Genomic DNA, 25,095 nt, shown 5'->3' with positions numbered 1-25,095 from the left:
TGTTCAGCCACCCCCCACGGCAACTTAGGCGCGCCTTACCTTACGTGAACCGCCGGGCCGTGCAAGCACACCCTCTTCTTGTTCACCAGGCGAATCGGACAAGGGCCACCCTTACGCGTGAAGCGGGCCGACTCTCATTGTTCGGCTGGAAGTGCGATAACTACGTTCAGTGCCGGAGGTGACGTTTCTCATGACGGTCTGTGCCCCCCAGAGCACTCCACAGAGCACCCCGCGGAGTGGCTCGATGGACATGAGACGCGCGGCGTTCACGGTCACGGCGAACGGCTCGTACGCCGCCCGGCTGGCCCTCGACGGCGGCACGGGCGGCTGGTTCCCCGAGCGCTGGACGCTCGACGGGCCCGAGCCCTACGCCGTGCCGCTGCCCGGCAGCCAGCCCGAGGAGCCCGACAGCGAAGTGCAGCCGCTCGCCGACGGGCGGGTCCTCATCCGCCGCCGCGTCGCCGAGCGGCACACCCTCTCGCTGCTCTACCCCACCGGCCCCGGCACCGGGGAGCTGGCCGTCGGCGCCGTCGAGTGCGCCCGGCTGACCCTGCTGCCCCCCGCGCCGGGCGGCTCCGTCGCCTACGGGCTCGTGCACGCCGAGCGGACCACCGCGCTGTGGCGGCTGCACGGCGGCTCCTTCGGGCCCGAGCGGGTCGTCGAGGTGCCGGGCCGCTGCGCCGGCGGCGCCTGGCTCGACCGCGCGGGCCGGCTGCTGGCCCTCGACCGCGAGCTGGACGGCCGCACCAAGACCGTCGTCGTGGACCTGGAGCGCGGCGGCGAGACCAGCCCCCTGCTGCAGATCACCGAGGAGAGCAACGACCGGCTGCTGCTCGCCGACCCGTACAGCGGCCTGCTGCTCGTACGGTCCGACGCCCCCGGCCAGGACCGGCTCGGGTGGGGCGTGCTCGGCTCCGCCCGCCCCGTGCGCTTCCCGGAGTGCCTGCGGCCCGCGGGCGCCGCGCTCACCCCCTTCGCCGCCCAGCCCGGGCAGGAGCTCACGCCCGAAGGGTGCGCGGTGGCCTTCCGGGTCGAGGGCGCCACCGGCAGCTGGGTCGGCGTGTGGCGTCCCGCGGGGAAGCAGCTCCAGCAATTCCCGGCACCCGCCGGGTGGCTGGTCGGAGCCGGCCTGTGGACCAGCGGCGGCGAACTGCGGCTGCCGTTCGTCACACCGTACGTCCGCTGCGGCCTGGCACGGCTGCGGCTGCCGGAAGGGGAGCGGGGGGAGACCCGGGATACCGGCGGGCGCGGTGCGGCGCGGGACGCGGCCCCCGGCGGGCCGCGCACCGCGCCGGGTCAGGCACCGAGGCCTCCTCTGGAGCAAGTGCAGCAGCCCCTGCCACCGCACATGCCCCCGTCCGGCCCCCAGCTCCGGACCGGGTCCGCCCCGACGGGCGACCAGCAGCCACAGACGCCGCCGCCGCCTCCGCCTGCGGCGCCCGCCCCCGCGCCCGTGCAGCAGCGGACACAGCAGCCGCTGCTGCAAGTACCGCGCCCGGCGCCGGAGCAGACCCCCGCCGGGCCGCAGCGGCCACAACAGCCGTTGCTGCAGGGGGTGCCGCGCCCGGCACCGGAGCCCGCCCCCGCGACGGGGCCGGTGCCGCTGCTCCAGGAAGCGCCGCGCCCGGCACCGGAGCAGCCGCAGCCGCAGCCGCTGCTGCGGGAACCCTCCCGCCCGGCGGAGCCGCCGGCTCCCGTTGCGCCGCACCAGTCACAGCCGTTGCTGCAGGAAGTACGGGCCTCCGTGCCGCGGCCGGTCCGGCGGGTACCGGAGCCCGGGGCTGCGGGTGGGCCGCAGGTGCAGGTGCCGTTGCTGCATGAGTCGTCCCGCGCAGCGGAGCCGGTCCGGTCGGCTGCGGAGTCCGGGTTTGCGGGCGGGCCGCAGGTGCAGGCGCCGTTGCTCCAGGAAGCGCCGCGGTCGGTGCCGGAGCGGGAGCCCTCCGCAGCGTCGCAGCGGGTAGCGCAGCCGCTCCTGCACGAAGTGCCCCGCGCGGCGTCGCCGCAGACGCCGCTGCTGCAGGAAGTACGGCCTGCCGGGCCGCAACCGGTCCGGTCGGCTGCGGAGTCCGGTTTCGCGGCTGGGTCGCAGGTGCAGGCGCCGTCACTGCACGAGACGCCCCGTGCTGCGGAGCCGTCTGTCCCTGCGGCGCCGGAGCCGGTCCGGCGGGTGCCGGAGCCCGGGGCTGCGGGTGGGCCGCAGGTGCAGGTGCAGGTGCCGTTGCTGCACGAGGTGCCCCGCGCGGCGGGGCAGCCCGCCCCCGTCATGCCGTCCGCACCGCAGGGGTTGCTGCAGGAAGTACGGTCCACCGGGCCGGAGCCGTCGTCCCTGCACGAGGTGGCCCGCCCGGCGGAGCAGCCGGGCTCGGTCGCGTCGCGTCAGCCGCAGCCGTTGCTGCAAGAATTGCCGACCCCCGGCCCGCCGCCGGCCCGCGTGCAGGTGCCGCTGCTGCAGGAAGTCCCGCCCCCGCAGGCGCAGCCGGCCCCCGCGGCGCGGCCGCAGCAGTCGTTGCTGCATCAGGTGCCTTGCCCGCCGCAGGCGTCCCCGCCGGAGTCGCCACCTCTCCTGGAGCGTCCCCACGAAGGGCCCCCGCCCTGCCCGCCGCCGCAGGCGGAGCGAGGCGAGTCGCCCGCGTCCGTGTGGACCGCCGTGCCTCCCACCGGACTTCCGGGGGCCGGCATGCCGGGCGCCTGGTCCGTGGCGGCTTCCGGGGGTGCGCCGTCCAGGCCCGTGCCCCTGCAGCAGGCACCGCTGGGAAGGGAGTCCCGGCCCTGAGCGGCCGCCGACTCGCGGCCCGGCCGGGTGGCCCGGGCGATCAAGGTCCCGTTAGAATCCGGGCGGGGGTTGCGCAGCTGTGCCGGACGGTGACGGTCACCGTCGTGAGCCGGACGGCCGTGCGCGGAGGACGTGTCGGCGTCCGCCGACACCGCGCGCCACTGCCGTGGCAGCCCCCTACGCGCAAAGCACGCATCCCCATCCGACGGAGTGACTTTCCCCATGCCCGACGCCCGAACCGACACGACCGAGGCGCGCCCCCTTGAGGCGTCCCAGGCCGCAGCCGCCGGCTCCGGCAGGCACCGTGGTCCGGCTTCCCCCGACGACAACAGCTCCCCCGCCCACGGCAAGCACCGCCGTACGCCGGAAGGCCACTGACCGGCGTCGCCGACGATTCCGGTCAGCCCTCGGGCGCCGGGTGGTCCCGCTCAGCGGAGACTCCCGGCGCCCGAGGCGTTTTCTCAGCCGGTTCTCAGCCGGGCCCGAGCTGCCACACCTCCGGCGCGGCGAACGTCTCCCCGGGCGGGCGCCCGGCGAAGTGCGGGGTGAGGAGCCCGTCCAGCTCCTCGGCGGTGAAGACCTTCCCGGCCGTGCCGAACTGCGCCGTGACCTTCGGCCGCTCCATGACGGCGACCATGCCGCCGTGTACGAGGAGCACCTGCCCGGTCACCCCGGCCGCGGCGGGCGCGGCGAGGTAGCCGACGAGGGGGGCGACGTGCTCGGGGGCCAGCGGATCGGGCCCGCCGTCCGCGGGCGTGCCGACCCCGGCGAAGATCTGCTCGGTCATCCGGGTGCGGGCCCGCGGGCAGATGGCGTTCACCGTGACCCCGTACTTGCGCAGGGCCTCCGCCGTGGAGGTGGTGAGGCCGACGACGCCGCCCTTGGCCGCCGCGTAGTTGGGCTGGCCGGGTGAGCCGATGAGGAACGCCTCGGAGGAGGTGTTGACGATCCGTCCGTACACCGGCCGCCCGGAGGCCTTCGCCCGTTCCCGCCAGTGCGCGGCCGCGAAGCGCACGGTGTTGAAGTGGCCCTTGAGGTGGACGCGGATGACCGCGTCCCACTCGTCCTCGGCCATGGAGAAGACCATCCGGTCGCGCAGGATGCCCGCGTTGTTGACGAGGACGTCGAGCGAGCCGTTGCCGGCGTCGGCGGCGAGCCGGACGAGGTCGCGGGCCGTCTCGAAGTCGGCCACGTCGCCGACGTGGGCGGTGGCGCGGCCGCCGGCCGCCCGGATCTCGGCGGCGACGGCCTCGGCGGGCGCGGCCGACGCCTCGCCGGAGCCGTCCGCGCCGGGCTGCCCGTAGTCGTTGACGACGACGTGCGCGCCGAGCCGGGCCAGTTCCAGGGCCTCCGCCCGGCCGAGGCCGCGCCCCGCGCCGGTGACGATCGCGGTCCTGCCGCGCAGGGACACCATGCCCGTCACCCCCTCAGATCTCGATGCACGTGCGCAGCGCCTCGCCCGTCCGCATCTGTTCCAGGGCGTCGTTGACGCCGGACAGCGGGACCCGGTGGGTGATCAGGCCCGCGAGGTCGATGCGGCCGGCCCGCCACAGGGCGACGGCCCGTTCGTACGAGCGCAGGATGTCCCCGCCGCCGTAGAGGGACGGCAGGATCTTCTTCTCGTCGAAGAACAGCTCGAACATGTTGATCTGGAAGAGGTCGTCCATGGCCCCGGCCCCGACGATGCAGAGCGTCCCGCCGCGCCGCGTCGCGTCGTACGCGGCCCGGGCGGTGGCGGAGGTGCCGACGACCTCGAAGGCGTAGTCGAAGCCCTCGCCGCCGGTGACGCGTGCCCGGGCGTCGGCGAGCCCGTCGGGCGCCACGGCCTCGGTCGCGCCGAAGCGCAGCGCGGCCTCGCGCCGGGAGGCGACCGGGTCGACGGCGACGATCTGCGCCGCGCCCGCGGCCCGCGCGCCCTGGATCGCGCAGATCCCGACGCCTCCGCACCCGATGACGGCGACCGAGGAACCGGCGCTGACGTCGGCGGTGTTGAGGGCGGCGCCGAGGCCGGTGGTGACGCCGCAGCCGATGAGGGCGGCGATGTCGTAGGGCAGGTCGTCGGGGATGGGCACGGCGCAGCCGGCGCCGACGACGGCCTCCTCGGCGAAGGTGCCGGTGCCGGCGAAGCCGAAGAGGTCGGAGCCGCCCAGGCGGAAGTTGGGGGTGCCGGCCTCCATGAGGCTCGCCAGGCACAGCTGGCTCTGGCCGCGCTTGCAGGCGGGACAGCCGCCGCAGGGCGGCAGCCAGCAGACCAGGACGCGGTCGCCGGGCTGCAGCCCGGTCACGCCCTCGCCGACCTCGACGACTTCGCCGGCGCCCTCGTGCCCGGGGACGAAGGGCACCAGCTGGGGCAGCACCCCGCTCATGGCGGAGAGGTCGGAGTGGCACAGCCCGGTGGCCCGCATGCGCAGCCGGACCTTGCCGGGGCCGAAGCCCACCGCCTCGACGTCGTCGCGGACTTCGAGCCGGGGCCGTCCCGTCTCGTGCTGTACGGCTGCGCGCATGACGGACTCCTCTGACGTGGGAACGGCGGGGGAAGAAACGGCGGGGGAAGAACGGCGGGGGAGGGGCCTGTGCGGGTGGCGTGGAAAAGGCTTCCGCGGGCGGGCGGGCACGTCCGGGTGCGCCCCCTGCTCACCCGTGCTCACCCGTGGGTGACGACCGTGTCCGCGAGGACGGGTGCGTCGTCGCGCTCCACGGCGCTGACGGCGACCTGGATCCGGCCGGGCGCCGGGGTCTCCCGCCACATCCGCACGCGCAGCGTCTCGCCGGGGTAGACGACGCCGGCGAAGCGGGTGCGGTACGCGCGGACGCGGGTGACGTCCCCGGCGAGGGCGGTGTCGACGACGGCCTTGAGGGCGATGCCGTACGAGCACAGGCCGTGCAGGATCGGCCGGTCGTAGCCCGCGAGCTCGGCGAACTCGGGGTCGGCGTGCAGGGGGTTCCAGTCGCCGGAGAGGCGGTAGAGGAGCGCCTGGTCCTCGCGGACGGGCCGCTCCACGGTGGCGTCGGGGGCGCGGACGGGCGCCTCCAGGCGGGTGGAGGCGCCGCGTTCGCCACCGAAGCCGCCCTCGCCCTTGACGAAGATCTCGCTCTCGCCCGTCCACAGCGGCCCGTCGGCGTCCGCCGCCTCCGAGCGCAGCACGATGACGGCCGCCTTGCCCTTGTCGTGGACGGCGGCGACGCGGGAGGTGAGGGTGGCGGTGCCGCGGACCGGAAGCGGGCGGTGCACGTCGAGGGACTGGCCGCCGTGCAGCACCGCGGCGAGGTCGATGTCGATGCCGGGGGCGGAGAGGCCGCCGGCCTGCGCGACGCCTCCGCCGGCGACGGTGGCGAAGCTCGGGAGGACGTGGAGGCGGCTCTCCAGGGTGTACCGGAGCTCGTCCGGGTCCGTGGCCGGGGTGCCCGCGCCGATGCCGAGGTGGTAGAGCAGGACGTCCTTGTGATCCCAGGTCAGGGAGGTGCTGCGCGGGGCGGCGGCGACGGCCCGGCGTACGTCGATGGGCATCGGGAACCTTCCTAGAACGCGTTCTAGCCGATCCGATGGAACCCCCTGTATAGCCGGGTCCGGGACAAATGTCACGGGTGGCCGCCCACACTTGCATCTGCCCAGCTCAGCGGCGGGTTCCTTAGGGTCGGAGCCATGACCGACAGCACGGCCGGGACCGAACGGCACAAACCACCGGGGAGATTCGCCTTCCTTCCCTGGCTCTTCATGCTCACCGGGGACGTCCAGGACCTGTTTCAGGGAGAGGTGCCGCTGCCCTGGCTGGGCGGGCCGGGCGTGCTGGCCTTCGCCGCGCTGTACACCCTCACGGTCTTCACCGGCCTCGACGTGCGGTACAAGACGACCCGCGTCCCGCGCCTCTCGCTCGCCGGACTGGCCGCCGTCACCTACGCGCTGACCCTCGGCTACGGCGGCGACTGGCTGCTGTGCTTCCCGCTGCTGTCGCTGGCCTCCGGCATCGTGCTGCGGCGCGGGCTGACCGAGAGCGGGCGCCGGCTGGGCATCCTGGTCTTCACCCTGGCCGGCTCGGCCGGGGTGATCGCGAGCCTGCGCGGCGGCCCGTCGGAGTCGCTGACCGTCGCCTACGGGACGCTGCTCTCGGGCTTCGTCACCGCCGCGATCCTCAGCCTCTTCGAGACGGTCGCCCAACTGCGCGCCACCCGCGAGGAGCTGGCCCGCAGCGCCGTCGAGCGGGAACGGCTGCGGTTCTCGCGCGACCTGCACGACCTCCTCGGGCACACCATGTCCGTCATCGTCGTCAAGGCCGAGGCCGTGCGCCGGCTCGCCCCGCGCGACCTGGACGCCGCCGTCGGGCAGGCGGCCGACATCGAGGCGGTGGGCCGGCAGGCCCTCACCGAGATCCGCGAGGCCGTCACCGGCTACCGCGAGGGCACCCTCACCACCGAACTCGACCGCGCCCGCTCCCTCCTGGAGGCCTCCGGCATCACCGCCGACCTGCGCCAGTCCGGCCCCCCGCTGCCGCCGCAGACCGCGGCCCTGCTGGGCTGGGTCGTCCGCGAGGGCGTCACCAACGTCGTCCGGCACAGCGGCGCGCGCCGCTGCACGGTCGAAGTGCGCGGCGAGACCGACCAGGTACGCCTGGAGATCACCGACAACGGGCGCGGCGTAGGCTCGGAGCGGACCGTGCCGGGGACGGGCCTGAAGGGCCTGACGGAGCGCATGGCCGCCGCGGGCGGCCACCTGACCGCCGGCCCGGACGGGCGCAAGGGCTTCCGGCTCGTGGCCGAACTGCCCGTGGACCCGGAGTCCGAGGAGGACCACCGCTCATGATCAGACTGCTCCTCGCCGAGGACCAGAAAATGATGCGGGGCGCGCTCGCGCTGCTGCTCGGGCTGGAGGAGGACATAGAGATCGTCGCCCAGGTCGGCGACGGCGACGAGATCGTCCCCAAGGCCCTGGAGACCGAGCCCGACGTCGCGCTCCTCGACATCGAACTGCCCGGCCGCAGCGGCCTGGACGCCGCCGCCGACCTGCGCGCCCGGATGCCCGGCTGCCAGGTGCTGATCCTCACCACCTTCGGCCGGCCCGGCTACCTGCGCCGCGCGATGGAGGCCGGAGCGTCCGGCTTCCTCGTCAAGGACGGCCCGGTGGAGGAACTGGCCGCGGCGATCCGGCGCGTCCTGGCCGGGGAGCGCGTCATCGACCCGGCCCTGGCCGCCGCCGCCCTCAGCGCCGGCCCCAACCCCCTGACCCAGCGCGAGCGCGACGTCCTCGCGGCCGCGGTCGACGGGGCGACGGTGGCCGACATCGCGGCGAAGGTCCACCTGTCGCCCGCGACGGTCCGCAACTACCTGTCGGCGGCCATCGGCAAGACCCGCACCCGCAACCGCATGGAGGCCGTCCGCGCGGCCCGGCAGAACGGGTGGCTGTGACCGGCTGAGCACGAGAGCCCCTGCGACCCGCGCATCGGCGGGCCGCAGGGGCTCGTACAAGACAGGCGGCGGACGAGTCGGCCTGTACGCCGGGTTCTGTCTCCCGGGTCCCTTGCGGGGCCCGGGGTAGCGGCCATCCATCTAGGCCTGCCGTTGCCGGCAGGCTCGTGCGGTCTACCCGCGGACTCGGGCGGGCAGCCCTCGATCGTCCGCGCAGGGCCGCCGCGAAGGCGGCCCCTCTTGACCTTGCTCCGGGTGGGGTTTACCTAGCCGCCTGAGTCACCTCAGGCGCTGGTGGTCTCTTACACCACCGTTTCACCCTTACCGGAAGCCTTGCGGCCCCCGGCGGTCTGTTTTCTGTGGCACTGTCCCGCGGGTCACCCCGGGTGGGCGTTACCCACCACCCTGCCGTATGGAGCCCGGACGTTCCTCGGGGGATCCGAAGACCCCACGCGGCCGCCCGGCCGGCTCGTCCGCCGTGCCGACCATGCTACCTGGCGGGGGCTGTCACGATCGCCCCGGGAGAACCCGGTGCCCGCCCGCCGCCGCTCCCGGCTAGGCCGGGGCGAACCACACCTTGTCGCGGCCCGGGTCCGCCTCGATCACGCGGACCCGCATGCGGTGCCCCAGGGGCAGGGGCGGGCCGTCGCCGTCGCCTTCGATGTGGCCGATCACCGCCGGCTCGTAGAGGTGGACCGTGCCCGCGGTCGGGCGGTCCGCCCGGACGTCCACCACGTAGGCGTCGAAGACCTGGCCGATCCGGTCGCGCAGCAGCGCCGCCTCGACCAGGTCCACGCACTCCCGCTCCACCAGGCCCGCGCGCCGCGCCCCGGCCTCCATCTCGCCCGGCAGGGCGTCCAGCGCGGCGCGCACCCACTCGGGCGGGTCGGTACCCGCGGCTGCGGCGAGGCACAGTTCGCCGGTGTAACGGTCGACCAGGCGGCGCAGGGGAGCGGTGCAGTGCGCGTACGGGGCGGCGAGGGCGGCGTGGCCGGGATCCGCCGGCAGCGGGAGTTCCGTGGGGCGTTCGCGGTCGAAGACGGTGTAGCCCGCGCCGCGCAGCAGCGCCGTGCACTCCTGGAGGAAGGCCGCGTGCTGGGTGTGGGAAGGGTCGAGCGCGCGGATGACGACCGCGTACGGCATGTCGTCCGGCCAGGTGACGCCGAGGGCGCGCGCCACGCGCCGCAGCCGGTCGACCGCCCGCTCGGGCGCGGCGGGCAGGGTGCGCAGGATGCCGGTGCCCGCGCGCAGCATCAGCTCGGCCGCGGCCATGCCGGTCATCAGGGATATCTGGGCGTTCCAGCCGTCCGCCGGCAGGGGTGTGCGGTAGGCGAGCGCGTAGTGGCCGCCGCGGCGCACGATCTCCTGCTCGGGGACGTTGAGGGAGATGCCGCCCCGGGCGCGCTCCAGGGCTTCGCGCCGCATCCCGATCTCGCGCAGCAGGGCCAGCGGCTCCTCGGCCCTGCCGGAGTCCACGGCGGCCTGGACGGCCGCGTAGTCGAGCCGGGCCCGGCTGCGGACGAGCGCGCGCCGCAGGTCCGTCCCCTCGACGCGGCCGTCCGCGTCGAGGTCGAAGCGCCACAGCAGGGCGGGCCGGCTGTGGTCGGGGAGCAGGCTGGCCGCGCCCTCGCCGAGGACGGCGGGGTGGAGGGGGACGCGCCCGTCGGGGTAGTAGAGGGTCATGACGCGGCGGTGCGCCTCGGCGTCCAGGGCCTGGCCGGGGCTGACGAAGGCGGCGACGTCGGCGATCGCGTAGTGCACGCGGAAGCCTCCGCCGTCGCGCCGCTCCAGGTACATCGCCTGGTCGAGGTCCATCGAGCCGGGCGGGTCGATGGTGAAGAGCGGCAGCTCGCCGGCGTCGTACGCCGGGAGGCGGGGCCGGCGCGCGGCCTGCTCGGCCTCCGCGAGGGCGTCGGCGGGAAACTGCTCGGTCACCCCGGTGTCCTCGCGCAGCCGGCGCAGCGCCGCCCGCAGGGGGCTGCCGTCCGCGTCGGTCACGTGCATCTTGCGGCGAGGCATGGGACGAGCGTATTTCCGGTGCGGGCGCGGGGCACGGTGAGCGTGGCGTGCGGCGTTAGGCTCGTCGGGGCGCCCGTCCGGCTCCGCCGTCCGCGCCCGCATCCGAACCGATGGGAGAAGACACCGTGCTCGTGCTGTTGCCGCCGTCCGAGGGGAAGGCCGCCGCCGTCGGTTCCGGCGCCGGGGCCGCGCTGGAGGTCGGTGCGCTGTCGCTGCCGGGGCTGGCCGGGGCGCGCGAGACCGTGCTGGCGGAGCTGGTGGAGCTCTGCGCGGGCGACGAGGACAAGGCCGCGGAGGTGCTCGGCCTGTCCCCGGGGCTGCGGGGCGAGATCGCGAAGAACGCGGCGCTGCGCACGGCGGGCACCCGCCCGGCGGGCGAGGTCTACACCGGCGTCCTCTACGACGCACTCGGCCTGGCCTCCCTGGACGCGGCGGCGCGGGAGCGGGCGGAGCGCTCGCTGCTGGTCTTCTCGGGGCTGTGGGGCGCGGTCCGCGTCGGTGACGCGATCCCGTCGTACCGCTGCTCGATGGGCGTCAAGCTGCCGGGTCCGGGCGCCTTGGGTACGTACTGGCGCGGCCTCATGGACGACCATCTGCCGCAGGAGGCGGGCGACGGGATGGTGCTCGACCTCAGGTCGGCCGCGTACGCCGCCGCGTGGAAGCCCAAGGGCGCGCTCGCGGAGCGGACGGCGACCGTCCGGGTGCTGCAGTCGAAGCTCGTGGACGGGGTCGAGAAGCGGTCCGTCGTGAGCCACTTCAACAAGGCCACCAAGGGCCGGCTGGTCCGGGACCTGCTGACGGCGGGCGCGGAGCCGGACAGGCCGGCGGAGCTCGCGGAGGCGCTGCGCGGCCTCGGGTACGCGGTGGAGGGCGGGGCGCCCGCGAAGGGCGGCAAGCCGTGGGCGCTCGACGTGGTGGTGACCGAGCTCTGAGGCCCCCCTGTTGCACATAGTGCAACGCTCGTTGCATTAAGTGGCGGCGCCGCGCAGGATGGCCCCGTGACCGCCGCCGCGCCCGCCTCCGTCCTCGGCCTCGCCCCCGTCCTGCCCGTCGCCGTCCTCCCCGACGCGTCCGACGCCGTGCCCCTCGCCCGCGCGCTCGTCGCGGGCGGGCTGCCGGCGATCGAGGTGACGCTGCGGACGGACGCGGCGCTCGATGCGATACGGGCCGTCGCCGCGGAGGTCCCGGAGGCGGTCGTGGGCGCGGGGACCGTCCTCTCCCCGGCCGCGGCGGACGCGGCGGTCCGCGCCGGGGCCCGCTTCCTGGTCAGCCCGGGCTGGACGGACCCGCTGCTGGAGGCCCTGCGGGAGACGGGACTGCCGTTCCTGCCGGGCGTCTCGACCGTCTCGGAGGTCATGGCCCTGCTGGAGCGCGGGGTGAGCGACATGAAGTTCTTCCCCGCCCAGGCCGCGGGCGGCGCGCCCTACCTCCGGTCCCTGGCCTCCCCGCTCCCCGGCGCCCGCTTCTGCCCCACCGGCGGCATCGGCCCCGGCACGGCCCCGGCCTACCTGGCCCTGCCGAACGTCCCCTGCGTCGGCGGCTCCTGGATGCTCCCCCCGGCCGCCCTCGCCCGCCGCGACTGGCCCCGGGTGACACAACTGGCCCGCCGAGCGGCCCGCCTGACCCCCGGCCCTGCCTGACTTGCCTGACGGGCCGCCCGGCTGCCCGCCCCCGCCCCACCGAGTCGCTCACTTCGACGGTGTCGCGCACGAACGCGAACTCGGCCTTGTCGGCGGCGGCCAGGGTCGCCGTGATGGAGAACCTCACGGGCGCGTGGATCACCTCGTCCAGGCCGTGGCGCGGATGGCTCGCCGTCACCGCTGCGCCTCCCGCCAAGCGCCGATCAGCCCGGGCAGGGCGACGACGGCGGCGCCGGGTATCCACCACGCGAGGTCGCCCCGGAACCAGATGGTCCCCGGCGTGATCACGGCGGCGTGGAGCAGGCCCGCGCAGCCGAACATCAGCTGGTAGCGGGCGAACCACCGGGATCGGTCCCGCACCGTGGAGTCCAGGGCTTGCGCCCGGGCCGGTGCCGTTGCCGCGGCGGTCGAGTGCCGCTACGAGCCGAACGTGAAGTTGGAGTGGTTCGTGGCCAGTTGCCTGCCGTCCGGGCCGTATGCCGTGACCTGCAGCTGCCAGCGCACCGACGGTGTCGGGACGAGGAACGTCGGGTGCCAGTCCGTGCTGTCCCAGGCCAGGACCGGGGAGCCGATCACGCTGTCGCCGCTCATGCTCTGCTTGGTGACGTCGTTGTAGGTGTGCCACCTGATGGAGCCCGTCCTGCCCTTGAGGCCGGTGAAGGTCACGTTCACCTTGACCTTGGTGACCGTCGGGGTGACCGCGCCCTGGGTGAGGACGCTGACGACGCGTGCGGACACCGCGGGCGAAGACGGCGAGCGGGCGGTGTGGGAGGGCGTGGCCGGCGGGGACGGCGTTCCCGGAGGCGAGCTCGCCGGGGCCGGCGGGCTCGTCGCCGGTGGGGGAGCGGTCGTCGGGTCGCGCCCGCCCGCCTCGTCCGCCTCGAAGGGGCCCGCCTTGAACAGCACCGGGAGGATCGCCGCCAGCACCACGGCCAGGCCGGCGGTCACCCAGTACTTCCACACGTGGGACCAGAAGCGGTTCTCGGGCGGTTGCGGTTGCGGTTGTGGAGGTTCTCCGTCGTGGCTCACCGCGCCACCTCCCCCGTGGTGTCCGGCCTCGCCTCCTGGGACGGTACACCTGGAACGAGTCGTTCGGGCGGGTACGGAGCAGGCGGGGCGGAACTGCCGGGGAAGGCCGTGACGCGACTCTTCACAGCCGCCCCGGGCGCGCGCAATCTGAACGGCATGACCCCCCTCTCCGAAAACCCCTTCACCCTCGGAGTGGCCTCCGGCGACCCGCTGCCGGACTCCGTCGTGCTGTGGACCCGGCTCGCCCCCCGGCCCCACGAGCCGGGCAACGGCCTGCCCGCCGAGGGCGGCATCGCCGTCCAGTGGGAGCTCTCCGAGGACGACGCCTTCCGCCGCGTCGTGCGGAGCGGCACGGCCGACGCCCCGGCCGCCGACGGCCACACCGTGCACCTGGACCTCTGCGGCCTCGAACCCGGCCGCGCCTACTGGTACCGCTTCCGCGCCGAGCGCTGGATCAGCCCGGTGGGCCGCACCCGCACCGCGCCCCGGGCCGACGCCTCCGTCGCCGCCGCCCGCTTCGGCCTGATCTCGTGCCAGCAGTACGACGAGGGCTACTACACCGCCCTCGGCCACCTCGCGCGCGAGGACCTCGACGCGGTGTTCTTCGTAGGCGACTACATCTACGAGAACGCCATCGACGCCCGCGCGGGCGCCCGGAACTACACCGAGCCGCTGCCGGAGTTCTACAACCACTGGACGCACACTCTGGAGGACTACCGCCAGCGGTACGCCCTCTATAAGACCGACACCGAGCTCCAGGCCGCGCACGCCGCCCACCCCTGGTACGTCACCTGGGACGACCACGAGGTCGAGAACAACTACGCGGGCGACGTCTCCCAGCACAACGACCCCGTCGACCGCTTCCGCGCCCGCCGCGCCGCCGCGTACCGCGCCTACTGGGAGAACATGCCGCTGCGCAGTCCCCAGCGGCCCGCCGGGCCGGACCTGCGCCTCTACCGGCGCTTCGCGTACGGCCGCCTCGCGCAGTTCGACCTCCTCGACACCCGCCAGTACCGCTCCGACCAGGCCTACGGGGACGGCTGGCACACCCCCGGCCCCGAGTCGCAGGACCCGGCCCGCACGATCACCGGCGACGAGCAGGAGCGCTGGCTCCTCGACGGCTTCCGCGCCTCCACCGCCACCTGGAACGTCGTCGCCCAGCAGGTGTGCTTCTCCCAGCGCAAGGAGACGCCCGACGAGTCCTCCCGGGTCAGCATGGACACCTGGGACGGCTATCCGGCCTCGCGCGCCCGCGTCCTGGCCGGCGCCGAGCGGGCGGGCGTCCGGAACCTCCTGGTCCTCACCGGCGACGACCACACCCACTGCGCGTACGAGGTGAAGAAGGACTTCGACGACCCGGACTCCGCCACGCTCGGCGTGGAGTTCCTGGGCACCTCCGTCTCCAGCGGCTTCGACGGGCAGGAGCGCCCCGAGGACTGGGAGACGGCGCGCGAGGCGAACCCGCACCTGAAGTACTACGACGCGCGGCGCGGGTACGTCGTCCTCTCGCTCGACCCCGAGCGCGTGCGGGGCGACTTCCGGACGGTGTCCGGGGTCACCACGCCGGGCGCGCCGGTCTCGACCGCCGCGTCGTTCGTCTCGGAGGCGGGTACTCCGGGGCTCCGGGAGGCGTGACGGCCCGGTGACGCCTTCCGGGGTCAGTGCATCCCGTCACACCCGCCCCCCGAATAACGTGTAAGACCCAAGTAGCGGTCGCGGTCATGACACCATGGTTGAACAGACGACCACCATGAGCACGGAGCACGGAGCGCGACGCATGACGGACCCCGGCCAGGACACGGCCGAGCAGGAGCAGCAGCCCGCCCGGCCCGCCGAAGGCCACTCCGCGGGCCCCGGCATAGCCGGGGCCCGTGCCGCCCGCGCCACGGGCCTCATCGTCACCCTCGTCCTCGGCGGCCTGACCGCGCTGCCGCCGCTCTCCATGGACATGTACCTCCCGGCCCTGCCGGAGGTCACCGGCGCGCTCCACAGCCCCGCCGCGACCGTCCAGCTCACCCTCACCGCGTGCCTCCTGGGCATGGCGCTCGGCCAGCTCGTCGTCGGTCCCATGAGCGACAAGTGGGGGCGCCGCCGCCCCCTCCTCGCCGGCATGGCCGTCTACGTCGTGGCCACCGCCGCCTGCGCCCTCGCCCCGGACGCCGGGCTGCTGATCGGCTTCCGCCTCGTGCAGGGCCTCGCCGGTGCCGCCGGCATCGTCATCGCCCGGGCGGTCGTGCGCGACCTCTACGACGGCGTGGCCATGGCCCGCTTCTTCTCCACGCTCATGCTGATCTCCGGCGTGGCCCCCGTCGTCGCACCGCTCATCGGCGGCCAGATCCTGCGCCTGACCGACTGGCGGGGCGTCTTCGTCGTCCTCACCGCCGTCGGCCTGCTGCTCACCCTCGCCGTGTGGCGCTTCCTGCACGAGACCCTGCCGCCGGAGCGGCGCCAGGCCGGCGGCCTCGGCGCGGCCCTGCGGGCGATGGGCGCCCTCCTCTCCGACCGGGTCTTCACCGGCTACATGCTCGCGGGCGGCTTCGCCTTCGCCGCGCTCTTCGCCTACATCTCGGCGTCGCCCTTCGTCGTCCAGGACATCTACGGGGCCTCCCCGCAGACCTTCAGCCTGCTCTTCGGCCTCAACTCGATCGGCCTCGTGCTGGTCGGCCAGATCAACGGCAAGCTGCTGGTCGGCCGCGTGAGCCTCGACAAGGCCCTCGCCGTCGGCCTCGTGGTGATCGCCCTGGCCGCCGCGGCCCTGCTGCTGATGGCCTCCGGCGTCTTCGGGAAGACGGGCCTCGCGCCGATCGCGGGCGGGCTGTTCGTCCTGATGTCCGCGATGGGCCTGGCGATGCCCAACACCAACGCCCAGGCCCTGATGCGCTCCCGCGACGCCGCGGGCTCCGCCTCGGCTCTGCTGGGTACGTCCACGTTCCTGCTGGGCGCGCTGGCCTCGCCGCTCGTGGGCATCGCGGGGGAGGGCACGGCGGTGCCGATGGCGGTAGTGCAACTGGTGTGCGCCCTCGCATCGGCGACGTGCTTCCTGGTCCTGTGCCGCCCATGGCAACGCCGCGCCTGAGCCTCCGGCCCGGTACCGCCGATCACGTACGTCGCGGTCCTTCGCCACGGCGACGGCCTCGATGTTTCCGCCACGAGGACGGCTATCGACGACGGTGCCGTACCGGCCGTGCGCCGTGGCCTGATCGGCGCAGCCCCCGGCGTCCGCCGAGCCGGAGGAGCCTGGCGAGGCGGTGGCCGCCTCGATCTCCCCGCCGCGTCGGCGCGTAACGACGACGGTGCTGCCCGGCGGTGCCGGACCGGCCGTCCGCCGTGGCCTGATCGGCCGCAGGCCCCGGCGTCCGCCGAGCCGGAGGAGCCTGGCGAGGCGGCGCCCGCCTCGATGTTTCCGCCGCGACGGCGGGTAACGACGACGGCGCGGCCCGGCGGTGCCGTACCGGCCGTCCGCCGTGGCCTGATCGGCCGCAGGCCCCGGCGTCCGCCGAGCCGGAGGAGCCTGGCGAGGGGACGGCCGCCTCGATCTTCCCGCCGCGACGGCGGGTAACTACGACGGCGCGGTCCGGCGGTGCCGTACCGGCCGTCCGCCGTGGCCTGATCGGCCGCAGGCCCCGGCGTCTGCCCGGGCGGAGGAGCCTGGCGAGGGGACGGCCGCCTCGATCTTCCCGCCGCGACGGCGCGTGACTACGACGGCGCGGCTCGGCGGTGCCGGACCGGCCGTCCGCGTGCCTCGCCCGCCGTAGGTCCCGCGTCCGCCCGCATAGACTTCTTCAAATGCACGCCCCCCATTCCCTCCGGTCCGGCGACGAACTGCGTACCGCGCTCGCCGGGCTTCTCGACGGTCTGCCGCCGCGCCAGGCCGCGCAGGCCGTCGACCGGCTGATCGCCAACTACCGGGGGCTGACCCCCACCGACGCCCCCGTGCTGCGCGACCGCTCCGACGTGGCCGCGTACGCGGCCTACCGCATGCCGGCCACGTTCGAGGCCGTGCGGTCCGCGCTGGAGGCGTTCCGGGACCGGGTGCCGTCCTTCGTGCCCGCCTCGCACGTGGACGTGGGGGGCGGGACGGGCGCGGCGACGTGGGCCGTGGCCTCCGCCTGGGAGGGCGAGAGCCGGGAGACGACGGTCCTGGACTGGGCCGCACCCGCCCTCGCACTCGGTGCCGAGCTCGCCGGGGAGGCCTCCGAGCCCGCCCTGCGCGCGGCCCGCTGGGAGCGGGGGATCATCGGCGACGGACTGAAGGTGCCGGAGGGCACGGACCTCGTCACCGTCTCGTACGTGCTGAAGGAGCTGACCGACGCCGGCCGCGCCGCGGTCGTGGCCGAGGCCGCCCGCACGGCGCAGGCGGTCGTGATCGTCGAACCGGGCACGCCCGACGGCTACCTGCGGATCACCGAGGCGCGCGACCGGCTGACCGCGGCCGGCTTCCGCGTGGTCGCACCCTGCCCGCACAGCGCGGCGTGCCCGATCGAGCCGGGCACGGACTGGTGCCACTTCTCGGCCCGGGTGAGCCGCTCCTCGCTGCACCGGCAGGTCAAGGGCGGCTCACTGGCGTACGAGGACGAGAAGTTCTCGTACGTGGCGGCGGTACGGGGCGACGCTCCGGAGGCCGTCGCACCCGCGCGCATCGTCCGCAAGCCCCAGATCCGCAAGGGCCAGGTCCTCCTCGAACTCTGCACGGCCGAGGACGGCCTGACCCGCACCACGGTGACCAAGCGCCACGGCGACGCCTACAAGCGGGCGCGCGACGCGGGCTGGGGCGACGAGTGGCCCCCGGCCGGGTCATGACGACGTACCGGTCGCGGTGACGCCCCTTTCAGCAGGCCCGCTTCCCAGGAGGCGCACCCCGCAACTCCTGCGTGCAGCATTTCACGCTGCCGCCCCCCTTCAGCAGCTCGCCGAGATCCATCCCGATCGGCTCGTACCCCCGTGCGCGCAGCGGTTCGAAGAGCCCCACGGCCGCCTGCGGCAGCAGCACGTGCCGCCCGTCGGACACGGCGTTGAGGCCGAGGGCCGCCGCGTCCTCCTCGCTCGCGATCAGGGCGCCGGGGAACAGCCGTCTCAGCACGTCCCTGCTACCCGCCGAGAACGCGCCCGGGTAGTACATGATCTCGCCGTCGGTGGCGTCGTCGAGCACGCACAGCGCCGTGTCCAGGTGGTAGTAGCGGGGGTCGACGAGGTCGAGGCCGATCACCGGCCGGCCGAAGAACTCCTGTGCCTCGGGGTGGGAGAGCGGGCTGCTGCGGAAGCCGCGCCCGGCGAGCAGCCAGGAGGCGGTGACGGCGAAGTCGCCCTCGCCCTCGTTGATGTGCTCGGGTTCGAGCACGTCGGCGTAGCCCTGCTCCCGGAACCAGGCGGCGTGGACCGCGGCCTCGGCCGTCCGCTCGGGATGGGCGAAGCGCGCGCCGAGCACCCGGCCGTCCACGACGGTCGCGCCGTTGGCGGCGAAGACCATGTCGGGCAGTCCCGGCCGGGGCTCGAGCTCCTCGACGGTGTGCCCGAGGGCCAGATAGCGGTCCCTGAGGTCCTCCCACTGCGCGAGCGCGAGCGGGATGTCGACCGGCTTGGCCGGATCCATCCAGGGGTTGATGGAGTAGGTGACCCGGAAGTGAGCCGGGGGGCACATCAGATAGCGCCGCGGAGTGGCTGCGCGTGGAGCTGTACTACGCAAGGAGTGCTCCTCACGGTGGTGTTGGGCACGTACGGGATCGTCGTGCGTGCCCAAATCGTCCACGCTCCACGGGCTTTGGCGCATGAACCGTACGGGTGGTTTACCGCTGGCTCACTCACGCGCCGGTGGTTCCGCTTCGCCCTTCCCGCAACTTCCGCAGCAGTTCCCGCTTCTGGGTCGCCGCGTCCGCGCCGCCTCCCGCCCGCCCGCCCCTGCCGCCGCCGCGCAGGGCGTTGCGGGAGAGGTTGCTGCGGGTGCCGCCGACTCCGAGCATGCCGCCCGATCCGCTCCTGCTCATGGGGTTCTCCCTTCGCTTGAGCGAGACGATCCGTCTCGCTTCGCCTCAAGAATCCAACGAGACGTATCGTCTTGTCAAGACGATACGTCTCGCTCCATGCGTCGCTAGGATGCCGCCATGACCGACGCCCCGACCCCGTCCTCGCCGACCTCACCGTCCGCCAAGGCCCCCGACGCCTCCCGTCGCAGCGAGCGCTCCCGCCGCGCGATCCTCGACGCCGCCCTGGAGCTCGTCGGCGAGACCGGCTTCGCGAAGCTCACCATCGAGGCCATCGCCGCCCGCGCAGGCGTCGGCAAGCAGACCATCTACCGCTGGTGGCCCTCCAAGGCGGCGGTCCTCTTCGAGGCCTGCGTCCCCGAGGGCATCGACCCCGCCGCCATCGAACTCCCGGACACCGGCGACATCGCGGCCGACCTCAAGACCGTGCTGCGGGCCACCGTCGACGACCTCAACGACGCGCGCCTCGACGCCCCCACCCGCGCCCTGACCGCCGAGACCGCCAACGACCCCGAGCTCGGCCGCGCCCTCACCGAGAAGGTCCTCGAACCCCAGCTCCAGGCGTACGTCCGACGGTTGCGCGCCGCCCAGGAAGCCGGCCAGGTGGACCCGGACACCGACCTCCGCATCGCCCTCGAACTGCTGGTCGGCCCGCTCTTCCACCGCTGGCAGACCCGCACCCTGCCGCTCACCCACGCCTACGCCGACACCGTCGTCGACCTGGCCCTGCGAGGCCTCGTGCCGCGCCCGTGACCCGTCCGGCGCAGGCTCCGCACCGGCCGGGACGGCGGACCGGATAGATGGCCCCGCCCGCGCGAGCGGCCGGTCTCACACCCCCTGGATACGTCCGACGGTCACACCAGGCGCAGGATGGTGGCAGCATTGACCGCAGACCGCGGTCGAAGTGAGGGGATAGATGGAACGCAAGAGCAGGTTCTCCCAGTGGCTGCGCCGCCCCAGGAGCGGAGCGGGCGGCGGTACGGGCACGGGCGCGGCATCCGAGGCCGCCCGCGAGGAACTGCTCCTGGCCGCGGCAGCCGCGGGCTTCCCGCTGGCCCCGGCCGCGCACCCGTCCGGGTACGGCTGTTCCTGTGAGCGCATCGGCTGTCCCACCCCCGGCCGCCACCCGATCTCCTTCGCCTGGCAGACCCTCGCCACCACCGACGCCGAGAAGGTCACGGCGTGGCTGCGCAGCCAGCCGGAGGCCAATTTCGTCACCGCCACCGGCATCGCGCACGACGTGCTCGACGTCCCCCTCGAGGCCGGCCGGCAGGCCCTGGAGCGGCTGCAGAAGGCCGGGGTCGAGACCGGGCCCGTGGCCACCGTCGCCCCCGACCGCATGCTCTTCTTCACCGCCACCCGCGGCACCCCGGACGACGAGGACGAGTGGTGGCCCTGCGAGCTCGACTGCCATCCCGAGACGATGGACGAGCACCCGGGCCTGCGCTGGCACTGCCGGGGCAGCTATGTGCTGCTGCCCCCCTCACGGCTGCCGGAGGAGTCCGGCGTGGCCTGGCTGCAGGGCCCCGAGCGGCCGCTGCCGGATCCGCTGACGCTCCTGGAAACCCTCACGGACGCCTGCGCCCAGTACGCGGGCGACCGCCCCGATCACGAGGCGGCCTGGCCGATCGGTCGCTGACCCGATCTGATCCGGCATGACCGGTCCGGCGCCGGTCCGGCCCGACTGAGCGCCTGACCGACGCGCTCGACCGACGCGGCGCGACCGGCCCGGCCCGACCGACCCGGTTCGACCCACCGCCCGGTCCCGTACGCCCGGCGCGCTATTCGCCCTGCGCGGCCGTCATCGTGTCGATCCGGTTGAGGAAGTTGATCATCCCGCCGTCCGCGCCCCGCGGGGGCACCTCGACCGCCGCCTCCGAGACCCGCGTGTACGTCACCGAGCGCTTCAGCTCGCCCTTCAGCAGCGCCTTCGTCCGCGGGTCGGTGACCGCGGGCCGCAGCCCCTCGGCCATCGTGCGCTTCTCCCGGTGGTGCGCGGTGAAGAACACCAGCGCACCGCCGCCCTTGGTCCGCAGCGCCGGAGCGGGGAAGGCGGGGGCCTTCTCGGGGGTGTCGATGAACTCCGTCCAGAAGGTGGCCGTCCGGCGCACCTTGTCGCGCTCCTCCCGCAGCCCCGTGGTCCGCGGGCCCGGCACGAAGTCCCTGCCCTTGCCGGTGCGCAGGAAGTCGGTGTAGACGGCGCTCACCTTGTCGGGGCCGGTCATCAGGCCGTGGTCCCTGCCCTTGGCCGCCGGAACGGCCTCCGCGTAGCCGTCCTTGCCGGTCGTGAACTCCGGCACCTTCCCCGGGTTGACGATCGACAGGTAGGCCGCCTTCCACGGCTCCTTCACCCCGTACCGCGTGAAGACCACGAGCCAGCGGTTGGCGTCGCGGTTGCTGCGGGTGTCGGCGAGGAAGAACTTCGGCCAGCCGGCCTGCCGGGGGATCGTGAAGCGGGCGTCGTCGAGGACCAGGGAGGGGTACTTCGGGTTGCCGCCGGGCGTCTGGACGCTCTGCGCCGCCAGGTCGGCCTTGCCTATCTCGGCCAGCGCACCGGTCTCGACCCGGGCGATGACGCCCGGGTCGAGCTTGCGGTAACCCTCGTTGTAGCCGTCGGTGAAGGCTTTGAGGACCTTGGCGGCCTCAGCTTTGCCCACCGACGGGACGATCTCCCGTTCCCCGTGCACCGTCATGCACCCGGTCGCCGTCAGCAGCAGCGCCGCCGCCGTCACTGCTGTCCGCGTCGTGCGCGGTCTGCCGGCCCGCCGTCGTCTCATCGGGCTTCGACTCCTTGGTGGCTGCTCGGTTCGGCGCCACCCTACCCGGGGCGAAGAACACCAGGAGGGTGGGCACCAGATACAGCGCCCACACGGCCACCTGCAGCCAGGTCGGGTCCGGCTGGAAGTTGAAGACGCCCTTGAGCAGGGTGCCGTACCAGCTGTCGGCCGGGACCTGCTCGCTGATGTCGAAGGCCTTGTCCCCGAGGCCCGGCAGGACGTCGGCCTCCTGCAGGTCGTGGAAGCCGTAGGCGAGCACGCCCGCCGCGACGACGATCAGCATGGCGCCGGTCCAGGTGAAGAACCTCGCCAGGTTGATCTTCAGCGCGCCGCGGTAGAACAGCCAGCCCAGCACGACGGCCGTGAGCAGCCCGAGCAGCGCGCCGGCCAGCGGCCGGACCCCGTCGCCGGTGGCCTGCACGGCCGCCCAGACGAACAGCGCGGTCTCCAGGCCCTCCCGGCCCACGGCCAGGAACGCGGTGACGACCAGCGCGCCCGTGCCCATCGCGAGCGCGGCGTCCAGCTTGCCGTGCAGCTCCTGCTTCAGGTGGCGCGCGGTGCGCCGCATCCAGAAGACCATCCACGTCACCAGGCCGACGGCGACGATCGACAGCGTGCCGCCGAGCAGCTCCTGGGCCTCGAAGGTCATGGTCCGCGAGCCGTACTGGAGCAGCGCGCCGAAGCCCATGCTCAGCAGCACGGCCGCGGCGATGCCGGCCCAGACCGGGCGCAGGGCGTCCCGGCGCCGGGTCTTGACCAGGTAGGCGACGAGGATGCAGACGACCAGGGAGGCCTCCAGGCCCTCGCGCAGGCCGATCAGATAGTTGCCGAACACGCGGCATCTCCTCTCCGGGAAGAACCGGTGATCATGCGAACGGTGATCATGCGAACAGGGCCTTGCCCCACCAGTCGTCCTTGTCGCGGACGCCCGGCGGCACGGCGAAGACCGCCGAACCCACGTGCTGGATGTACTCGTTGAGGGAGTCGTTGCGCGCCAGGTTCATCTGCAGCGGCACGAACCCGTCCCGGACGTCCTTCTGGTACGCGATGAAGAACAGCCCCGCGTCCAGCCGGCCGAGCTTGTCCGTGCCGTCCGTGAAGGAGTAGCCGCGGCGCAGGATCGTCACGCCGTTGTTGCTGTCGGGATGGGCGAGGCGCACGTGCGCGTCGGGCTTCATGGCCTTCAGCAGCGGCTCGTCGTGCTCGCGCTCCTTGCCGACGGGCGCGCCCTCGGCCTTGTCGCGGCCGAAGATGTCCTCCTGCTCGGCGAGCGAGGTGCGGTCCCAGGTCTCGATGTGCATCCGGATGCGGCGGGCCACCAGGTACGAGCCGCCGGTCATCCAGTCCGGGCCGTCCTTCTCGCCGACCCACACGTGCTCGTCCAGGCGGTCGGTTTCGGTGCCGGCGATGTTCCGGGTGCCGTCCTTGAAGCCCATCATGTTGCGCGGGGTCTGCGCGTCGGGTGTCGTCGAGGAGGTCTTGCCGAAGCCGAGCTGCGACCAGCGGATGGCGACCTTGCCCATGCCGATGCGGGCCAGGTTGCGGATGGCGTGCACGGCGACCTGCGGGTCGTCCGCGCAGGCCTGGACGCACAGGTCGCCGCCGCTGCGGGCCGCGTCGAGGTTGTCGCCGGGGAAGACCGGAAGGTCGATCAGGGCCTTGGGGCGGCGGTCCTTGAGGCCGAAGCGGTCCTTGCCGTCCTTCTCGAACAGGCCGGGGCCGATGCCGAAGGTGAGGGTCAGCCGGGACGGCTTGAGGCCGAGGGCCTCGCCGGTGTCGTCCGGCGGCAGCTCGTCGTTGCCCGGGACGGCGCCCTCGCCGATCTCGTGACCGGCGGTCAGCCGCGCGGCGGCGGCCGTCCACTCCTGGAGCACCTTGACCAGCGCGGCCCGGTCGCTCGTCGTCACGTCGAAGGCGGCGAAGTGCAGCCGGTCCTGGACGGGGGTGGCGATGCCGGCCTGGTGGGCACCGTGGAAGGGGATCGCGTCCCCCGCCGCGGCGGCCGGGGAGGCGTCCTCGCCGATGCGCAGCGCGGCGGCGGTGCCGCCCGCGGCCGCGGCGCCGAGCGCGAGGCCGGCGCCGCCCCAGCCGAGGACGGAGCGGCGCGAGGGCCTGCCGCCCCCGGGCGCGCCCGCGGCCGCCGCCTCGCCGGCGGGCACCTGCGGTTCACCGGCGGGCCGTTGCGGCTCGCCGGCGGGCGTCCTCGGCTGCGGCTCGCCGGTCTTCTTCGCGTCGGTCATGGGAGCTCCCCCGTCACTTCGCGACGGCGCCGGCGAGCTTGGACAGGGGCTCCGCGAGGGCGTTCACGGCGTCGGAGAGCTTCTTGCGGTCCTCCTTGCCGACGCCGTCGTACGCCTTGAAGGTGTCGCCGTCGCGGTACTCGCCGAGCAGCTTCTTCAGGTCGCCGAACTGCTTGTCGAGCTCCTTGGCGAGCGCGGCGTCGCTCTTGGCGGCGACGGGCTTGAGCAGCGCGTAGGACTTCTCGGCGCCCTCGACGTTGGCGTGGAAGTCGACGAGGTCGGTGTGGCTGTAGCGCTCCTCCTCGCCGGTGACCTTGCCGGTCGCGACCTCGTCGAGCAGCTCCTTGGCGCCGTTGGCCATGCTGGTCGGGGTGATCTCGGCGCTGCCGACGCGCTTCTGCCAGTCCTTGAGGTCCGTCATCAGCCGGCCGGCTAGCTTCTTGTCGTCCTCGTCGATCTTCTTCTCGTCCCAGAGCGACTTCTCCAGCTTGTGCCAGCCGGTCCACTTCTGGTCCTTCTCCAGGCCGTCCTCGCGGACGTCGACCTTCGGGTCGATGTCGCCGAAGGACTCCGCGACCGGCTCGGTGCGCTCCCAGCCGATGCGGGAGACCGCGTAGAGCTTCTTGGCCTCGTCGACGTCGCCGCTCTTAACCGCGTCGGCGAACTTCTGCGCCGCCGGGATCGTCTCGTCGGCCTGCTGCTGGACGTACTTGCGGTACTCGGCGACCGCCTTGTCCAGCTCCGGGTTCGCCTTCTCCGCCTTGCCGCCGCCCGTGTGACCTTCTGACGGATTCCGTCGCCCTTCATGCCGGGCTTGCAGGCTATTTCGTAATCGCCCGGCTTCTTGATCGTCGCGGTGATCTCGGCCTTGGTCTTCGGGCCTATGTTCTCCCGCTCCGTCACGATCCGGTCGCCCGCGGCGTACACGTACACCTCGGTGACCTTGGAGCCCTTGTTCTCAATGCTGATCTTTATGTGACCCGACGGGAAAGAGGTCTTCGAGACCTCGCACTTGTCGTCGGAGGCGGTCACCTGGATCGCACCGGAGTCCTTGCCGTCCGACTTCTCGGCGCAGCCGGACACGGCGGTCAGGGCCGTGGCCGCGGCGACGGCGGCGACGGCGGCGACGGCGGAGGAGCGGAGGGCGCGCATAGGGGCTCCAGGCGTGCTCGGAGAGGACGGAAAGGACGTTCACGCCGTAAACGGCACGGCTGTAAACGGCATGGCCGAAAACCGGCT

The 25,095-nt window shown here is 74.0% G+C and carries 22 protein-coding genes, 1 other RNA gene and 1 pseudogene; 11 read left to right on the top strand and 13 right to left on the bottom strand.

Annotated elements, in window-relative coordinates; genetic code table 11:
* The first annotated feature begins 244 nt into the window (after nt 1–244).
* A complete protein-coding gene (locus FGW37_RS33965) occupies nt 245–2,773 on the top strand; it encodes a hypothetical protein (RefSeq protein ID WP_343067078.1) in 2,529 nt (842 codons plus the stop codon).
* A 222-nt stretch (nt 2,774–2,995) separates the two neighbouring features.
* Nucleotides 2,996–3,151: a hypothetical protein gene (locus FGW37_RS09640; RefSeq protein ID WP_168094376.1), complete on the top strand. Its 156-nt coding sequence runs from the start codon at nt 2,996–2,998 to the stop codon at nt 3,149–3,151.
* Nucleotides 3,152–3,245: 94 nt separating this feature from the next.
* Here FGW37_RS09640 and FGW37_RS09635 read toward each other — a convergent pair whose 3' ends face one another.
* The 3 genes from FGW37_RS09635 to FGW37_RS09625 form a co-directional block, all read right to left on the bottom strand.
* Entirely contained in the window at nt 3,246–4,187 is a 942-nt protein-coding gene (locus tag FGW37_RS09635) for a 3-oxoacyl-ACP reductase (RefSeq protein WP_425506497.1), read from the bottom strand.
* A 13-nt stretch (nt 4,188–4,200) separates the two neighbouring features.
* Nucleotides 4,201–5,277 carry an alcohol dehydrogenase catalytic domain-containing protein gene (locus tag FGW37_RS09630; RefSeq protein ID WP_179080692.1) on the bottom strand — a complete coding sequence of 359 codons (1,077 nt, stop codon included), beginning with the start codon at nt 5,275–5,277 and terminating at the stop codon, nt 4,201–4,203.
* Between the two features lie 140 nt (nt 5,278–5,417).
* The gene (locus FGW37_RS09625; RefSeq protein WP_179080691.1) at nt 5,418–6,281 is read right to left on the bottom strand and encodes a MaoC/PaaZ C-terminal domain-containing protein; all 864 of its coding nucleotides are present in this window, start codon (nt 6,279–6,281) and stop codon (nt 5,418–5,420) included.
* A 135-nt stretch (nt 6,282–6,416) separates the two neighbouring features.
* Here FGW37_RS09625 and FGW37_RS09620 point away from each other — a divergent pair, with 135 nt between their 5' ends.
* Together FGW37_RS09620 and FGW37_RS09615 are read left to right on the top strand one after the other, a co-directional pair.
* Nucleotides 6,417–7,571: a sensor histidine kinase gene (locus FGW37_RS09620; RefSeq protein ID WP_179080690.1), complete on the top strand. Its 1,155-nt coding sequence runs from the start codon at nt 6,417–6,419 to the stop codon at nt 7,569–7,571.
* Nucleotides 7,568–8,173: a response regulator transcription factor gene (locus FGW37_RS09615; RefSeq protein ID WP_179080689.1), complete on the top strand. Its 606-nt coding sequence runs from the start codon at nt 7,568–7,570 to the stop codon at nt 8,171–8,173. The genes FGW37_RS09620 and FGW37_RS09615 overlap by 4 nt, the downstream gene beginning before the upstream one ends.
* Nucleotides 8,174–8,242: 69 nt before the next feature.
* On the opposite strand, the gene rnpB is transcribed toward FGW37_RS09615, so the two are convergent.
* Nucleotides 8,243–8,645, bottom strand: an RNA gene (gene rnpB / locus FGW37_RS09610) — RNase P RNA component class A.
* An 83-nt stretch (nt 8,646–8,728) separates the two neighbouring features.
* On the bottom strand, nt 8,729–10,192 hold the full coding sequence (locus tag FGW37_RS09605) for an RNB domain-containing ribonuclease (RefSeq protein WP_179080688.1): 1,464 nt from the start codon (nt 10,190–10,192) through the stop codon (nt 8,729–8,731).
* 125 nt (nt 10,193–10,317) lie between these two features.
* Here FGW37_RS09605 and yaaA point away from each other — a divergent pair, with 125 nt between their 5' ends.
* Together yaaA and eda are read left to right on the top strand one after the other, a co-directional pair.
* On the top strand, nt 10,318–11,124 hold the full coding sequence (yaaA, locus tag FGW37_RS09600) for a peroxide stress protein YaaA (RefSeq protein WP_179084603.1): 807 nt from the start codon (nt 10,318–10,320) through the stop codon (nt 11,122–11,124).
* A 66-nt stretch (nt 11,125–11,190) separates the two neighbouring features.
* Nucleotides 11,191–11,832 (top strand): bifunctional 4-hydroxy-2-oxoglutarate aldolase/2-dehydro-3-deoxy-phosphogluconate aldolase, encoded by a 642-nt coding sequence (gene eda, locus FGW37_RS09595; protein WP_179080687.1) that lies wholly within the window; start codon nt 11,191–11,193, stop codon nt 11,830–11,832.
* Between the two features lie 174 nt (nt 11,833–12,006).
* Here the strand turns inward: eda and FGW37_RS09590 are convergent, their stop codons facing one another.
* Both FGW37_RS09590 and FGW37_RS09585 read right to left on the bottom strand, forming a co-directional pair.
* Nucleotides 12,007–12,192, bottom strand: coding sequence for a hypothetical protein (locus FGW37_RS09590; protein WP_246430330.1), 186 nt, complete (start codon nt 12,190–12,192; stop codon nt 12,007–12,009).
* Nucleotides 12,193–12,249: 57 nt separating this feature from the next.
* Nucleotides 12,250–12,861: a hypothetical protein gene (locus tag FGW37_RS09585; protein WP_179080686.1), complete on the bottom strand. Its 612-nt coding sequence runs from the start codon at nt 12,859–12,861 to the stop codon at nt 12,250–12,252.
* 156 nt (nt 12,862–13,017) lie between these two features.
* On the opposite strand from FGW37_RS09585, the gene FGW37_RS09580 reads away from it, so the two are divergent.
* From FGW37_RS09580 to FGW37_RS09570, 3 genes are all read left to right on the top strand, one after another.
* A complete protein-coding gene (locus FGW37_RS09580) occupies nt 13,018–14,496 on the top strand; it encodes an alkaline phosphatase D family protein (protein ID WP_179080685.1) in 1,479 nt (492 codons plus the stop codon).
* A gap of 142 nt (nt 14,497–14,638) precedes the next feature.
* Nucleotides 14,639–15,937: a multidrug effflux MFS transporter gene (locus FGW37_RS09575; protein ID WP_179080684.1), complete on the top strand. Its 1,299-nt coding sequence runs from the start codon at nt 14,639–14,641 to the stop codon at nt 15,935–15,937.
* Between the two features lie 710 nt (nt 15,938–16,647).
* Nucleotides 16,648–17,661: a small ribosomal subunit Rsm22 family protein gene (locus tag FGW37_RS09570; protein ID WP_179080683.1), complete on the top strand. Its 1,014-nt coding sequence runs from the start codon at nt 16,648–16,650 to the stop codon at nt 17,659–17,661.
* Between the two features lie 28 nt (nt 17,662–17,689).
* Here the strand turns inward: FGW37_RS09570 and ddaH are convergent, their stop codons facing one another.
* Entirely contained in the window at nt 17,690–18,544 is an 855-nt protein-coding gene (gene ddaH, locus FGW37_RS09565; protein WP_343067077.1) for a dimethylargininase, read from the bottom strand.
* Between the two features lie 115 nt (nt 18,545–18,659).
* Nucleotides 18,660–18,842, bottom strand: coding sequence for a DUF6243 family protein (locus tag FGW37_RS09560; protein WP_179080682.1), 183 nt, complete (start codon nt 18,840–18,842; stop codon nt 18,660–18,662).
* 117 nt (nt 18,843–18,959) lie between these two features.
* Here FGW37_RS09560 and FGW37_RS09555 point away from each other — a divergent pair, with 117 nt between their 5' ends.
* Both FGW37_RS09555 and FGW37_RS09550 read left to right on the top strand, forming a co-directional pair.
* Entirely contained in the window at nt 18,960–19,592 is a 633-nt protein-coding gene (locus tag FGW37_RS09555) for a TetR/AcrR family transcriptional regulator (protein WP_179080681.1), read from the top strand.
* 163 nt (nt 19,593–19,755) lie between these two features.
* A complete protein-coding gene (locus FGW37_RS09550) occupies nt 19,756–20,478 on the top strand; it encodes a bifunctional DNA primase/polymerase (protein ID WP_179080680.1) in 723 nt (240 codons plus the stop codon).
* Nucleotides 20,479–20,620: 142 nt separating this feature from the next.
* Here FGW37_RS09550 and FGW37_RS09545 read toward each other — a convergent pair whose 3' ends face one another.
* From FGW37_RS09545 to efeO, 4 genes and pseudogenes are all read right to left on the bottom strand, one after another.
* A complete protein-coding gene (locus FGW37_RS09545; RefSeq protein WP_484600432.1) occupies nt 20,621–21,571 on the bottom strand; it encodes an SCO2278 family lipoprotein in 951 nt (316 codons plus the stop codon).
* Nucleotides 21,483–22,451 carry an iron uptake transporter permease EfeU gene (gene efeU / locus FGW37_RS09540; RefSeq protein ID WP_179080679.1) on the bottom strand — a complete coding sequence of 323 codons (969 nt, stop codon included), beginning with the start codon at nt 22,449–22,451 and terminating at the stop codon, nt 21,483–21,485. Before efeU ends, FGW37_RS09545 begins: the two co-directional genes overlap by 89 nt.
* 46 nt (nt 22,452–22,497) lie before the next feature.
* Nucleotides 22,498–23,856, bottom strand: a complete 1,359-nt coding sequence (efeB, locus tag FGW37_RS09535; RefSeq protein WP_179080678.1) for an iron uptake transporter deferrochelatase/peroxidase subunit — start codon at nt 23,854–23,856, stop codon at nt 22,498–22,500.
* 13 nt (nt 23,857–23,869) lie between these two features.
* Nucleotides 23,870–25,008, bottom strand: a pseudogene (gene efeO / locus FGW37_RS09530) (iron uptake system protein EfeO).
* Nucleotides 25,009–25,095: the final 87 nt, after the last annotated feature.

Source organism: Streptomyces rectiverticillatus (assembly GCF_013394065.1).
GTDB classification, from domain to species: Bacteria; Actinomycetota; Actinomycetes; order Streptomycetales; family Streptomycetaceae; genus Streptomyces; species Streptomyces rectiverticillatus.
The sequence above is the reverse complement of the archived record's forward strand: the minus strand, read 5'-3'. Positions and strand labels throughout refer to the sequence as shown.

Coding starts and splice junctions, on each gene's coding strand:
- FGW37_RS33965 (WP_343067078.1), top strand. CDS start 245: ATGGACATGAGACGCGCGGCGTTCACGGTCACGGCGAACGGCTCGTAC.
- FGW37_RS09640 (WP_168094376.1), top strand. CDS start 2,996: ATGCCCGACGCCCGAACCGACACGACCGAGGCGCGCCCCCTTGAGGCG.
- FGW37_RS09635 (WP_425506497.1), bottom strand. CDS start 4,187: ATGGTGTCCCTGCGCGGCAGGACCGCGATCGTCACCGGCGCGGGGCGC.
- FGW37_RS09630 (WP_179080692.1), bottom strand. CDS start 5,277: ATGCGCGCAGCCGTACAGCACGAGACGGGACGGCCCCGGCTCGAAGTC.
- FGW37_RS09625 (WP_179080691.1), bottom strand. CDS start 6,281: ATGCCCATCGACGTACGCCGGGCCGTCGCCGCCGCCCCGCGCAGCACC.
- FGW37_RS09620 (WP_179080690.1), top strand. CDS start 6,417: ATGACCGACAGCACGGCCGGGACCGAACGGCACAAACCACCGGGGAGA.
- FGW37_RS09615 (WP_179080689.1), top strand. CDS start 7,568: ATGATCAGACTGCTCCTCGCCGAGGACCAGAAAATGATGCGGGGCGCG.
- FGW37_RS09605 (WP_179080688.1), bottom strand. CDS start 10,192: ATGCCTCGCCGCAAGATGCACGTGACCGACGCGGACGGCAGCCCCCTG.
- FGW37_RS09580 (WP_179080685.1), top strand. CDS start 13,018: ATGACCCCCCTCTCCGAAAACCCCTTCACCCTCGGAGTGGCCTCCGGC.
- FGW37_RS09575 (WP_179080684.1), top strand. CDS start 14,639: ATGACGGACCCCGGCCAGGACACGGCCGAGCAGGAGCAGCAGCCCGCC.
- FGW37_RS09570 (WP_179080683.1), top strand. CDS start 16,648: ATGCACGCCCCCCATTCCCTCCGGTCCGGCGACGAACTGCGTACCGCG.
- FGW37_RS09560 (WP_179080682.1), bottom strand. CDS start 18,842: ATGAGCAGGAGCGGATCGGGCGGCATGCTCGGAGTCGGCGGCACCCGC.
- FGW37_RS09555 (WP_179080681.1), top strand. CDS start 18,960: ATGACCGACGCCCCGACCCCGTCCTCGCCGACCTCACCGTCCGCCAAG.
- FGW37_RS09550 (WP_179080680.1), top strand. CDS start 19,756: ATGGAACGCAAGAGCAGGTTCTCCCAGTGGCTGCGCCGCCCCAGGAGC.
- efeB (WP_179080678.1), bottom strand. CDS start 23,856: ATGACCGACGCGAAGAAGACCGGCGAGCCGCAGCCGAGGACGCCCGCC.